General features: G+C 38.4%; 12 protein-coding genes. 3 read left to right on the forward strand and 9 right to left on the reverse strand.

Annotated features, from left to right (window positions below):
- Nucleotides 1-103 precede the first annotated feature (103 nt).
- From CBF35_RS02705 to CBF35_RS02715, 3 genes are read right to left on the reverse strand one after another with little or no spacing between them, the layout of a single operon-like run.
- Nucleotides 104-673, reverse strand: a complete 570-nt coding sequence (locus CBF35_RS02705) for a hypothetical protein (RefSeq protein ID WP_126778350.1) — start codon at nucleotides 671-673, stop codon at nucleotides 104-106.
- Nucleotides 674-677: 4 nt separating this feature from the next.
- Nucleotides 678-935 carry a MerR family transcriptional regulator gene (locus CBF35_RS02710; RefSeq protein WP_126778351.1) on the reverse strand — a complete coding sequence of 86 codons (258 nt, stop codon included), beginning with the start codon at nucleotides 933-935 and terminating at the stop codon, nucleotides 678-680.
- Nucleotides 935-1,174 carry a helix-turn-helix transcriptional regulator gene (locus CBF35_RS02715; RefSeq protein ID WP_126778352.1) on the reverse strand — a complete coding sequence of 80 codons (240 nt, stop codon included), beginning with the start codon at nucleotides 1,172-1,174 and terminating at the stop codon, nucleotides 935-937. The genes CBF35_RS02710 and CBF35_RS02715 overlap by 1 nt, the downstream gene beginning before the upstream one ends.
- Before the next feature lie 133 nt (nucleotides 1,175-1,307).
- Between CBF35_RS02715 and CBF35_RS02720 the strand changes: the two genes are divergently transcribed.
- Nucleotides 1,308-1,652, forward strand: a complete 345-nt coding sequence (locus tag CBF35_RS02720) for a helix-turn-helix domain-containing protein (protein WP_126778354.1) — start codon at nucleotides 1,308-1,310, stop codon at nucleotides 1,650-1,652.
- 399 nt (nucleotides 1,653-2,051) lie between these two features.
- Entirely contained in the window at nucleotides 2,052-3,194 is a 1,143-nt protein-coding gene (locus CBF35_RS02725; RefSeq protein ID WP_126778356.1) for a tyrosine-type recombinase/integrase, read from the forward strand.
- Between the two features lie 107 nt (nucleotides 3,195-3,301).
- On the opposite strand, the gene lepA is transcribed toward CBF35_RS02725, so the two are convergent.
- On the reverse strand, nucleotides 3,302-5,137 hold the full coding sequence (gene lepA / locus CBF35_RS02730; RefSeq protein WP_126778358.1) for a translation elongation factor 4: 1,836 nt from the start codon (nucleotides 5,135-5,137) through the stop codon (nucleotides 3,302-3,304).
- 159 nt (nucleotides 5,138-5,296) lie between these two features.
- On the opposite strand from lepA, the gene CBF35_RS02735 reads away from it, so the two are divergent.
- Complete coding sequence (locus CBF35_RS02735; protein ID WP_126778360.1) at nucleotides 5,297-6,517, forward strand: GNAT family N-acetyltransferase; 1,221 nt, start codon at nucleotides 5,297-5,299, stop codon at nucleotides 6,515-6,517.
- Nucleotides 6,518-6,555: 38 nt separating this feature from the next.
- Here CBF35_RS02735 and clpB read toward each other — a convergent pair whose 3' ends face one another.
- The 5 genes from clpB to pepT form a co-directional block, all read right to left on the reverse strand.
- Nucleotides 6,556-9,159: an ATP-dependent chaperone ClpB gene (gene clpB / locus CBF35_RS02740; RefSeq protein ID WP_126778361.1), complete on the reverse strand. Its 2,604-nt coding sequence runs from the start codon at nucleotides 9,157-9,159 to the stop codon at nucleotides 6,556-6,558.
- Nucleotides 9,160-9,305: 146 nt separating this feature from the next.
- Complete coding sequence (locus CBF35_RS02745; protein ID WP_126778363.1) at nucleotides 9,306-9,761, reverse strand: hypothetical protein; 456 nt, start codon at nucleotides 9,759-9,761, stop codon at nucleotides 9,306-9,308.
- A 24-nt stretch (nucleotides 9,762-9,785) separates the two neighbouring features.
- Complete coding sequence (locus CBF35_RS02750) at nucleotides 9,786-10,805, reverse strand: lysylphosphatidylglycerol synthase transmembrane domain-containing protein (RefSeq protein WP_170174695.1); 1,020 nt, start codon at nucleotides 10,803-10,805, stop codon at nucleotides 9,786-9,788.
- Nucleotides 10,806-10,918: 113 nt separating this feature from the next.
- The gene (locus tag CBF35_RS02755; protein WP_126778367.1) at nucleotides 10,919-11,194 is read right to left on the reverse strand and encodes a DUF1294 domain-containing protein; all 276 of its coding nucleotides are present in this window, start codon (nucleotides 11,192-11,194) and stop codon (nucleotides 10,919-10,921) included.
- A complete protein-coding gene (gene pepT, locus CBF35_RS02760) occupies nucleotides 11,194-12,435 on the reverse strand; it encodes a peptidase T (RefSeq protein WP_126778369.1) in 1,242 nt (413 codons plus the stop codon). Before pepT ends, CBF35_RS02755 begins: the two co-directional genes overlap by 1 nt.
- Nucleotide 12,436 lies beyond the last annotated feature (1 nt).

Genomic DNA, 12,436 nt, shown 5'->3' on the forward strand with positions numbered 1-12,436 from the left:
TTCTTTCTCCTTGACTGACGGGCTTGGGCTGAAAATTTTATGCTATACTATTAAAAAAGCGTGAAGCGACTTATCGGCTAACTTAGACTTAGCCAAAGGTTACTCAGTGTTCATCGGGATGTAACCAATTGTAAAGTGGCACAACGGGGAGTTCTGCCCGTGGCTCAGCCTTGAGCTGTGTCTGTTTATATTTATATTTAGTCGCTTTATTCGCCTTATTATCCTTATTCCCTTTATTCTCTTTATTCTTTGTGTTAGTTTGCGGTTGCTTTGGGGTTAGTTTGTGGTTTACTTGCGGTTGAACTTGCAGTTGAGTCTTAGTTTCTAAAAATTGATAAAAGCCGTAGTTTCTAATAGTTATCACCGTAAATTTGTTGTTAGCTTTACGGTGAAGCTTACCCATCTTTTCTAAATTTTTTAAATAACTTTCCCACGTACTTACTGATCGCTTGTTTTTCCCTCGGAGCCCTTCGTTCAATTCTTGGCTGGCACTCTGACGTCCCCAGACGAGTTGACCAATCTCGAGAAAAATTATTTGATTGCCAATCATGACTTCCCCTGGTTGATACCTTGCTCGAAACAATAACCACATCCACAGTTTTAAATAATAAGGGTCTTGAAAGACGAGACTACTTTGCATTTTCCGATGGACTTGAATGAACCCACTGCCCATCTGCCTAGCCTTTCATACTTACGTGACTGATGTTCCCCACAACCCCTTCAACTTTAACGAAACGCTTATCTGAGTATTTACTTAAATCTTCTTGGGTATTAAGGACTTCTTGACGAAAGCGGTTCAATTCAAAATCAGGGACGATCATTGTCGGCATCCGCATGACTCGGAGACGTTTATCGTGAATTAAGTTGCGGACGACATTTTCGCTACATCTTAGTTCTTTGGCGGCTTCTTTAACTAAATAGTTCATTCTAGTCATTATGCTCCTCCTTTAAACTCCTTTGGCTCACTAACTCCAGATTGGTTCTGACTGTTCTCAAAAAACAAGGTCCATTCAAATTCCAACGCCTGTCCGATTCGTTTAGCAACTCTCACACTTGGTTGACGGCGACCATTTTCAATCATCGTATAATAGGCTCGTTGAATTCCAGTTTTATTCGCAACATCTGCATGGGTGTATTCTTTCTGACAACGTTTATCCCCTAACCATTGGCGCATAACCGGCCTCCTTCGCTTCTAATTGCTTCCAGTATAAAGTAACTAAATGAAACTTGTCAACAAATAAGAAGCATATTGTTACCACCAAAACCGTAACATTATGTTACAATAAAAAAAGAAAGTAGGTGTCGCCATGTTCCCCGAAATTATTAAAGCCTTGAGAACTGAAAGAAACCTCCTCCAAAAAGAGGTTGCTGCTTATTTAGGTATTACTCGCCCAGCTTATAGCGCCTATGAAATGGGTAAACGCCAACCTGACTACGCAACGCTCATTAATCTTGCTAGCTTTTTTAACGTGTCTACTGACTACTTACTAGGTTATTCTACATCTGCCCCTTCTGAACCAACCTTCGTGACTCACAAGCAACGTAAAATTGTTGCCCACATCGATGATTCTGTGACCGACAAACAGTTGAAGGAGATTCTTCGTTACATTGATTTACTTAAATTAGAAAATAGCCTTAATGAGAAAAAATAAAATGAAGTAGGTGACATTATCGTGACTAGTCAGCGAATCACCAAGGCATTATCTATCATCCCAATTATTTATGACTGTTATCTGCCCACTGGTCTTAATTGTTTTATCCTCGATGACACCCTTTATGCCCGTCCACCTCTGCCTCATCCTGCTTTAATTCCTTATCACTTAACATTTCATTTAGTCAAAAAGACAGCCGACCTGACTCTTACCGAACGCTCTGTTCACTCAGTCAATTGCCTGTCTTTTTCTTTTGCTTGTAATTATTTGCCCTTCAAATGTCCCCCTTACTTAACGCTGGTAGCTATTAATCAGCGAACGCCTGCCCTTACTCAGTCAGCCCAACGCTCCCTCATAGTTTCTTGTTAAATTTCAGTGATTTTCTAAGGAGGAATTATTATGCGCGGTTCTGTGCGAAAAAAAGGTAATAATTGGTATTACACGATGGAAACAGCCCGAATTAACGGCAAGCGCCATCGAATCGAACGTTACGGTGGAAAAACTAAAGGCGAAGCCCAAGTAAAGTTACGCCAAGCAATTAAAGATTATGAAAATGCCGGCAACGTTTTTGAATCGACTGACTTATCTGTGAAAGATTATTTTGATTACTGGTTTAAAAACTATGTCGAAATAAATTTAAAACATAACACACAAATGAACTACCGAAATACACTTGATAAGCATATTCTACCTACGCTAGGTTTTTATAAATTAAAACAACTTAGCCCAACTAGTTTACAGGAATTAATTAACCAAAAGTATAAAGAAGGCTATGCTAAACAAACAATTGTTATTATGGCTTCGGTCTTAAAAGGCGGGCTCAAAAAGGCCGTTCATCCTTATAAGCTGATTCGCGAAAATCCAATGACTTATGTTGAAATGCCTAAGTACGATATGCAAAAGAAAAAAAATCGTGAGGACTTAAAAATTTTCACCTTAAACGATTTCAAAGTGATGCAAGCCTTTGTTCAACCAAGTAACTCTTTTTATCTGCCTATGATGATTGCTTTTCATACTGGTCTCCGTCGGTCTGAAGTTTGTGGTTTAACTTGGGATAACATCGATTTATTAAAAGGGACTTTGACAGTTGAAAAGATCATGTTGCATATTGATGGCGACATCGCTTTTGGAACACCTAAGACCCAATCTTCTTATCGGACTATTTCAATCGGCGAGACCTTAGTCGATATTTTGAAACGTCATCGTTTACGCCAAAAAGAAAACCAACTTTTTTACGGTCAGCTTTTTAATCACTCTGATTATGTTTGCACGAAAGAAAATGGCAAGCCGGTCACGCCAAACAGTATCAAGTGGTCTTGCTCTCATATTCGTGAACACACGGGGATTCAATTTAATTTCCATTCTTTCAGGCATACCCATGCAACCTTACTATTGGAAAATGGGGCAAAGCCTAAAGCGATCCAAGCTCGTCTAGGTCATTCTCGGATAGCGACAACCCTTGACACCTATTCTCACGTTACCCAAAAAATGAAGGAAGAAACCGTCAATATTTTAGAAGAGATGATTCGTAATAATAACTAAAAAAACTTCCGCCCAAAACTATAAAAATAATAGTTTTGGGCGGAAGAATGGCGGAAGTTTTCGATAAATGACCGCTTTTTTTAAGAGGGTGACTTAACAACCCCTTGCTATTTCTGGTTTTCATCCTCGTCCATTTTCAGAACGGCCATGAAGGCGTCTTGAGGTACTTCCACAGAGCCAATTTGTTTCATCCGTTTTTTACCATCTTTTTGTTTCTCTAATAATTTACGTTTACGGGAGATATCCCCACCGTAACATTTAGCTAAGACGTTTTTACGTAAAGCTTTAATCGTTGAACGAGCGGTAATCTTTTGACCAATCGCAGCTTGGATCGGCACTTCAAATTGTTGTCTCGGAATAAGTTTCTTTAATTTTTCAACAATGATTTTACCACGTTCAAAGGCAAAGTCTTTGTGGACAATAAAACTTAAAGCATCGACTTTTTCTGAATTTAATAAGATATCCATCTTCGACAAACGACTTTGACGGTAGCCAATCATCTCATAATCCAATGAAGCGTAGCCTTTCGTTCCAGATTTCAAGCGATCAAAGAAATCATAAACAATTTCTGATAAAGGCATGTCGTAAACCACATTAACCCGATATTCATCTAAATAATCCATAGTCACAAACTCGCCACGTTTACGTTGAGAGATTTCCATTACTGCACCAACGTATTCATTTGGTACCATAATCGTCGCTTTAACATATGGTTCTTCAACAAAATCAACTGTGCTTTGTTCTGGGAACTCAGCAGGGTTATCGACAACAACTACTGATCCGTCAGTCTTCGTAACATGGTAAATAACTGAGGGAGCTGTCGTAATTAAGTCTAAATTAAATTCACGTTCTAAACGTTCTTGAATTACGTCCATGTGTAGTAAGCCTAAGAAGCCACAACGGTACCCAAAACCTAGGGCTTGAGAGGACTCAGCTTCAAACTGTAAGGCTGCATCATTTAATTGTAATTTTTCTAAGGCTTCACGTAATTCAACATAGCGTGAGTTATCAATTGGATACAAACCACAATATACCATTGGGTTCATTTTCCGGTAACCGTCTAAGGCTTCCGAAGCCGGATTATCAGCTAAAGTTACTGTATCTCCTACTTGAGTATCACGGACTGTTTTAATTCCTGCCGTAATATAACCAACATCACCAACCATTAAAAAGTCTCGACCGATTGGTTTTGGTGAAAAGATACCAACTTCTGCTACTTCAAAAGTCTTGTTGTTGTTCATCATCATTATTGTGTCACCTGGTTTGACAACACCATCGATGACCCGGATGTTTAAAATAACTCCACGGTAACTATCGTAAACCGAATCAAAAATCAAGGCTTTTAACGGCGCGTCAATATCGCCACTTGGTGCTGGCACCCGTTCAACGATTTGTTCTAAAATATCTTCAATCCCAATGCCGGCTTTGGCACTAGCTAATACTGCGTCGCTGGCATCTATTCCAATCACATCTTCAATTTCACCACGGACCCGTTCTGGATCTGCTGCAGGTAAATCAATTTTATTAATGACGGGAATAATTTCTAAATCATTATCTAATGCCAAATAAACATTGGCTAACGTTTGCGCTTCAATTCCTTGTGCCGCATCAACAACTAAAATCGCACCTTCACAAGCGGCTAAACTCCGAGACACTTCGTAAGTAAAATCTACGTGACCAGGGGTATCAATTAAATGGAAAATATATTCTTCGCCATCTTGGGCAGAATATGTTAACTCTACAGCGTTTAACTTAATAGTAATACCACGTTCACGTTCTAAATCCATGGCATCTAATAATTGATTTTGCATTTCACGGTCTGACACCGTATCAGTCTTCTGCAAAATTCGGTCAGCCAAAGTAGACTTACCATGGTCAATATGAGCAATTATTGAAAAATTGCGGATTTTTTCCTGTCGCTTCTTCATCTCTTCTAAATTCATTATATACTCCTACTTTCTATTCAATCAGCACTCTTGATTATAACAATCTTCTGGTGACTTGAAAAGACTTTTCATTTTTCTTCCTCTACTACAATACCACATTTTTATACTATTTTAGAGTTATTTGCTATAATGAGACTAATAAAGTGAGGTATCATTATGAATCGTGATAAAATTCGGGAAAAACTTAAAATTAAACCAGTCGAATTAGAACATTTAAAACAATTTAACGAACTACTACGTTATGTCTTCCAAGTAACGGATTCTGACATTGAAGAAAGTGGTTATGAAGATGAATCAGACATCACCCGGGCCAAACGCCCTGTCTTAAAATCAGCTGATGTGATTGGCTGGTTTGAAGGAGAGTCTTTAATCTCACAATTAGCCATTTACCCGTGTGAAGTTAATATCCACGGTGAAATATATGCCATGGGTGGGGTGACTGGTGTTGGCACTTACCCTGAGTATGCCAACTTAGGCTTAATGCAAGACCTCATCGAGATCGCCCTTGGAAAAATGCGTAATCAAAAACAATGGATTTCTTATCTCTACCCCTACAGCATTCCTTACTATCGCCGCAAAGGCTGGGAAGTTATGTCTGATAAAATCCATTTTAAAGTCAAAGATTCTCAACTACCAAAACAACTAACTGTTCCTGGTTCGGTTGAACGACAAGTCAGTGATCACCCTGATGTGATTGCTGTCTACGATGAGTTTGCTCGTAAAAATCACGGAGCGATGATTCGTAATCAGTTAAACTGGGACGAATACTGGCGTTGGGAAAACGAAGAAGAACGAGTCGCCGCTGTCTATTATAATGTTGAAAATCAGCCGACTGGTTATTGTTTGTATTGGATTGCCGAAGAAGTCTTTCATATTAAAGAAATGGTCTATTTAAACCAAGAAGCTCGTAAAGGCTTATGGAATTTTATTGCTGCCCATTTTTCAATGATTAATTACGTCGAAGGTGATGTCTTTAAAAATGAACCAATTGCCTTCTTGTTTGAAGATAGCGACATGGAAGAAACACTGTCCCCTTTCTTTATGGCACGAATTGTCGATGTTGAACAATTTCTATTAAATTATCCTTTTGACAGTACGGTTAAACCCTTTCATCTTGTAGTGAATGACCCCATTGCTCAGTGGAACAATCGAACATTTGGCTTAATTTGGGACGAGGCTGACCAAGTAACGATTACCGATGAAGCTTTAGGTAATCCCGTCTACATTGATATTCAAACCTTAACGACGATGTTTATGAGTTATAAGCGTCCAACATACTTACACCGCATTGAACGTTTCACTACGGATAAAGAAACCTTACGTTCCTTAGAACGGTTGATTCCTCTAGAAACAGCTTACTTTAGTGATTATTTCTAAAATAAAAAAGCCCAAAATCTTAGATTTTGGGCTTTTTCTTATTCTGATAGTTGCTCATTTTTAAAGGTTAATTGGTCATTCTCAACTGTCACAGTTACCCGTGAATGTGGACCAACATGACCAGCTATCATCTCTTTAGCTAATGGTGTTTCAACTTCTTTTGTTAAGAAGCGTTTGATTGGCCGAGCGCCATAGATTGGATCGTACGCTTTTTCAGCAATCCACTCTTGGCCAGCTTCATCAATGACTAGTTCAATCTCTTGATCCGCTAGTCGCACAGCTAAGTTGTTAGTCATTTTAACGATGATTCCTTTAATATCACTCATGCTTAACGGTGTAAAGAGAATCGTGTCGTCAATCCGGTTTAAGAATTCCGGTTTAAAATGACTTTGTAATAAACTCATGACTTGCCCTGTTGTTTCCTGGGTAATTTTACCATCTTCGTTGCCACCTTCTAATAATAAGTGAGAACCGATGTTACTTGTCATGATTAAGACAGTGTTTTTAAAATCAACTACCCGACCTTTGGAATCCGTTAAACGACCATCGTCTAGCACTTGTAATAAAATATTGAAAACATCTGGATGAGCTTTCTCAATTTCATCAAGTAAAACTATCGTATAAGGACTACGACGAACAGCTTCAGTTAGTTGGCCACCTTCTTCATAGCCAATATAGCCTGGAGGAGCACCCACTAAGCGAGAAACACTATGTTTTTCCATATACTCACTCATGTCGATTCGGACCATGTGATCTTCTGAATCAAAGAGATCTTCTGCTAAAGCTTTAGCAAGTTCCGTCTTACCAACCCCGGTTGGTCCTAAGAAGAGGAAAGAACCTAAAGGTCTGTTAGGATCTTGTAAACCTGCTCTTGAGCGAATCACCGCATCTGAGACTGCATCAACGGCTTCTTCTTGACCAATTACTCGGTTGTGTAGAGTCTCATTTAAGCGAAGAATTTTTTCCCGTTCTCCTTCCACTAGTTTAGCTACTGGAATTCCCGTCATCCGACCGACAACTAAAGAAATTTCATTGTCAGTTACGGCTTCTTGGACTAATCTGCCCTCAATCGCTTCATTACTTCTTTCTAATTCTTTTAACTCAGTTTCTAATTGAGGAATCGTTCCATGTCTTAAGACAGCCGCTTTTTCTAAGTCATAGTTACTTTCAGCTTCTTCTAATTCATGACGAGCTTTATCTAACTCTTCTCTTTTTGTGCTAACTTTGTTAACTTCTTCTTTTTCAGTTTCCCAACGCATTTTCATTGAGTTAGCTTCTTCACGTAGTTCGGCTAATTCAGCTTGTAAAATATCAAGACGTTTTTTACTCGCTTCGTCTTGTTCTTTTTTCAAAGCAGCTTCTTCAATTTCTAATTGCATTAAGCGCCGAGTGACTTGATCTAATTCTGTCGGCATCGAGTTCATTTCAACCCGAATGGTAGCACAAGCTTCATCGACTAAATCAATCGCCTTGTCAGGTAAATAGCGATCAGTAATGTAACGTTGAGATAAAGTAGCTGCGGCCACTAAGGCGTTATCATGAATATTAACGCTATGGTGGATTTCAAAACGCTCTTTTAACCCTCGCAAAATACTAATCGTATCTTCTACGGTTGGTTCCTTAACTAAAACTCGTTGGAACCGTCTTTCTAAAGCTTTATCTTTCTCCATGTATTCCCGATACTCATCTAAAGTTGTCGCACCAATACAGTGTAACTCTCCCCGGGCTAACATTGGTTTCAATAAGTTACCGGCATCCATACTACCTTCTGTTTTACCGGCTCCCACAATATTGTGAATTTCATCGATAAACAAGATAATCCGGCCATCGCTTTTTTTAACTTCTTTTAAAACAGCTTTTAACCGTTCCTCGAATTCTCCCCGGTACTTAGCACCAGCAATTAACAAGCCCATATCTAATGAAAAGATTGTTTTATCTTTCAAGTTTTCGGGAACATCTCGTTTAACAATTCGTTGGGCTAACCCTTCGATAATCGCCGTTTTACCGACACCTGGTTCCCCGATTAAGACGGGATTATTTTTAGTTTTCCGTGAAAGAATCCGGACCACATCACGTATTTCTTCATCACGACCAATAATTGGGTCTTGTTTGCCACTTTTGACGGCTTTGTTTAAATCAATGCCGTATTTTTCTAAGGCTTTATATTGTTCTTCTTGATTTTGTGAAGTCACCCGATCCCCTCCTCTTAAATTTTTAATCGTTGTCGTTAATGTTTTTTTAGTTATTCCTTGAGCTTTTAAATAGACAGTCAGCGGATGATTTTTTAAATCCATTAAGGCTAATAAGAGTATTTCTGTTGATAAGTAATCATCTTCAAAGGCGACTCTTAGCTTATCCGCTTCTTGAAGTAAATTAAACAAGTTTTGACTTAAGCCTTGGCCATACTGAATATTATTGCCTTCGACTGTCGGTAACTTGTCTAAGGTTTGATCGACTTCAGCAATCAGACCAGACATTTCAACTTGAGCATCTTGATATAATTGATAAGCAAAATGGTCAGGCTGTAAAAAAACTTTCCAAAGGTGAGCCACGTCAATTTCTTGATGATGACGGGTCACTGCCACTTGTTGGGCTGCTGCTAAAGCCTCTTGTAAAGTTGTTGTCATTTTTTCGATATTCATAGTATCGACCTCCTTCATTACAACTACTATTATACTCTCTTGGTCAGTAAAGGTCAAAGAAAAACAACTCAGACTTGAGACTGATTTTTGTAAATAAAAAAGCTTCCTAAAGCACTTTAGGAAACCTTAAACTACCTTTTCACTTTTTAATCGAATCCTTCATCTAGAAGATAGCCTTCTGCTGCTTCTTTCGTTTTAAAGACCCCTTCAACATTGCCACTACTCATAATAACTGACCACATGTAGTTGCTGTAACGTAAGATTAAGACATCTTGATGATCGTCAAACCACTCTTCTTCATACCCATCAGCATAGCCATCTTCTGTTAAACGTAAATATTCCAAACTGTTTTGAATCATTTCTTCGATTTCTTCTTTACTACTATCAATGACTGACACATAGCCGTCCTTGGTTTTTTCAGCTCCTAAGTAACCGGCATAAATAAAGGCATTGCCACTTTTAGGGTGTAAAAATTTAACAACAGTTGTTTTCGGAACAGCACTGTCTTCAAAATGGTAATTTAAACGATTCAGCGAAACTTCTTGCATCGTTAATTCTGGAACACTATCAAAAATTGCTTTTTTTTCTTCAAATGATAACATCGGACATCCACCTTTTATTTTCTTTTATTTCTTTAATTCATGTATTTCCTCAACTATTTCTACTCTTTTCCGTTTAGCTGTGTAAATTAAGCCAACTATAAAAGGGATAAAGTAAGTTGCAAAGCGATATAACAATAAACCTGAAACAGCACTGACTTTACCAACTAAGGGGCTAAATAGTAAGACAAAGATAAAATCGAAAGAACCAATCCCAGCTGGACTTGGAATAATCCCCGCTAAGACTGAAGCCATTGATACGAGACTAAAACATAAGATAAAACTAAGATTGCCTTCTTCTTTAAAAATAAAATAAGGTAGGCTGTACCACGGAATTAGTTTTAAGATATTCAAAGCTAACAGCTTTAAGGAAGAAGTTTTTTCAGTCGTAATTTCTTTGATTGTCGCTCGCAATGAAATAATCTGTTCATTGAAACTATCTAATTTCAACTGCCACTTACCTTTAGCCGATAATTTGCGGCCTAGTTTGATTAGTTGTTGATGAAACCACTGACTAGATGAGACAAGTAATAAAAATAAACAAGCAAGGATTGTCACACCAATCCCTAGTAAAACTGCCGCGATTAAGTAAGGGGAAATACTAGTTAAATAGTTGAAGTGTAACCCTAAACTTAAGCAACTAAAAAATATGACGCCAGCTTTATACAACATCATATGGAGGGAAGTCACCCCCATGCTTTGAGAAGTCGTTAAGCCTTGTTGCCTGACAAACATGACTTCAGCCACTAAGGTTCCGGCACCGAATGTTATCACCCGATAAAAGGCGCTGTAACAATAAGTAAAGACGCTCTTCCGCCAGTTAATCTTCGGGTTAAATGGTTTAATTAGCAGCTGATAATTAAAGCCTTCAACTACGACAAAGCCACAACCAAGGAAGACGACCATCAGTAAAATACTGATTGGCGTTAAGCTGATTTCACGAATGATTTCCCCTAATGAATTTTTTAATAAGTAAATCAAAATAACTAAGACTGACAATAATAGCAAAAAATTTAAAAGTAGACGGCTAGCCGGTTGTTTTTTCATACTGTCCTCCTCTGAGGTTGATAACTCTTCTAATTCTAACAGATTATCAGTGATTTCCCTACGACTAAATGAAAAGAGCTGTGACTTCCCGCCACAGCCCTGACTTGATAGCTTTATTTCCAATCTCGAGTTGATAAGAATAACACAACTGCTAAAAGGGCACCCATTTGAAAAATCACCCGAAAGCGTAATTTTTCTTCTTTGTGTTTTAAGAAAGCTTGGCCCATTAACCCGCCGAGACCGCCACCAATCACTCCTAAGAAAAGCATTTGCCATTCTGGAATGCGCCAACTTTTCTTTTTTTCTTGGTATTGATCAAAGAGCATTAGAAGAAATAAGTAACTATTAACTAGTAATAAGTAAAAAGGAATCGGTGAACTGCCAAACATTAGACTTGCTCCTCATTTAGACGAGCGATTTCAACAATCACGTCAGTCGCTTTTTCCATACTTTCGACTGCTACAAATTCATAACGGCCGTGCATGTTTTCGCCACCTGCGAAAATATTCGGCGTTGGAATACCCATGTAAGAAATTTTAGAACCATCTGTTCCGCCACGGACTGGTTCAGTATTCGGCTTAATGTCTAAATTAACCATCGCCGCTTTTGCTAAATCAATAATACTCATATCTTTAGCAATGACATCAGACATGTTGTAATATTGATCTGCCATTTCTAAAACAACTCGCTCTTCGTCAAAGCGACTGTTTAGTTTAGTTTGGATACTCGTCATTAAGGCTTTACGAGCTTCAAATTTTTCCCGATCATGATCGCGAATAATATAAGTTAGACGAGCTTCTTCTTCGTTACCGCTCATGTGTTGTAAATGGAAGAACCCTTCGTAACCTGAGGTTTTTTCTGGAACTTCGTCTACTGGTAATTCATTATTAAAATCAATGGCTAGTTTTAAGGCATTGATCATCGTATCTTTCGCTGTTCCTGGGTGAACGTTTTTACCTTGAATCGTGACTTCTGCTCCAGCAGCACTAAAGGTTTCAAATTGCAATTCCCCTACTGGTCCGCCGTCTAAAGTATACGCAAAATCAACGTCAAAGCCTTCAGCATCAAAATTATTGGCCCCAGTACCGATTTCTTCATCAGGACCAAAAGCAACTTTAATTTTACCGTGTTTGATCCCTGGATCATTAACTAAAATCTCCATTGCCGTCATAATTTCGGCAATGCCTGATTTATCATCAGAACCTAGTAAAGTTGAGCCATCTGTTGTAATTAAAGTTTGACCTGCATAATTTTTCAAGTTAGGGAAGTCTTTAACTGTTAACTGGTATTTGCCAGCGTCATCTAGTTTAATAGTTGACTTGCCATCATAGTTTTCAACAAATTGTGGGTTAACCCCTACAGCATTAAAATCTGCTGTATCCATATGGGCAATAAAGCCTATACTACGGACATTGGCTTTTGTCGTATTACTTGGTAATTCCGCCGTGACAAAACCATTCTTAGGATTATAACTCACATCACTTAAACCAATCTCTTTTAACTCTGCCACTAAAGTTTGGGCAAAATCAACTTGCGTCTGTGTTGAAGGGATTGTTGTACTAGTACTATCTGACCGAGTTTCGGTCTTAATGTAACGGATAAAACGGGGTACTAAATTTTCATATTTCATA

It is taken from the genome of Vagococcus salmoninarum (assembly GCF_003987495.1).
GTDB lineage: Bacteria > Bacillota > Bacilli > Lactobacillales > Vagococcaceae > Vagococcus_D > Vagococcus_D salmoninarum.

Bases quoted from the DNA above. Each gene is read 5' to 3' on its own strand.
- CBF35_RS02705 (WP_126778350.1), bottom strand. From the start codon at position 673: ATGGGCAGTGGGTTCATTCAAGTCCATCGGAAAATGCAAAGTAGTCTC.
- CBF35_RS02710 (WP_126778351.1), bottom strand. From the start codon at position 935: ATGACTAGAATGAACTATTTAGTTAAAGAAGCCGCCAAAGAACTAAGA.
- CBF35_RS02715 (WP_126778352.1), bottom strand. From the start codon at position 1,174: ATGCGCCAATGGTTAGGGGATAAACGTTGTCAGAAAGAATACACCCAT.
- CBF35_RS02720 (WP_126778354.1), top strand. From the start codon at position 1,308: ATGTTCCCCGAAATTATTAAAGCCTTGAGAACTGAAAGAAACCTCCTC.
- CBF35_RS02725 (WP_126778356.1), top strand. From the start codon at position 2,052: ATGCGCGGTTCTGTGCGAAAAAAAGGTAATAATTGGTATTACACGATG.
- lepA (WP_126778358.1), bottom strand. From the start codon at position 5,137: ATGAATTTAGAAGAGATGAAGAAGCGACAGGAAAAAATCCGCAATTTT.
- CBF35_RS02735 (WP_126778360.1), top strand. From the start codon at position 5,297: ATGAATCGTGATAAAATTCGGGAAAAACTTAAAATTAAACCAGTCGAA.
- clpB (WP_126778361.1), bottom strand. From the start codon at position 9,159: ATGAATATCGAAAAAATGACAACAACTTTACAAGAGGCTTTAGCAGCA.
- CBF35_RS02745 (WP_126778363.1), bottom strand. From the start codon at position 9,761: ATGTTATCATTTGAAGAAAAAAAAGCAATTTTTGATAGTGTTCCAGAA.
- CBF35_RS02750 (WP_170174695.1), bottom strand. From the start codon at position 10,805: ATGAAAAAACAACCGGCTAGCCGTCTACTTTTAAATTTTTTGCTATTA.
- CBF35_RS02755 (WP_126778367.1), bottom strand. From the start codon at position 11,194: ATGTTTGGCAGTTCACCGATTCCTTTTTACTTATTACTAGTTAATAGT.
- pepT (WP_126778369.1), bottom strand. From the start codon at position 12,435: ATGAAATATGAAAATTTAGTACCCCGTTTTATCCGTTACATTAAGACC.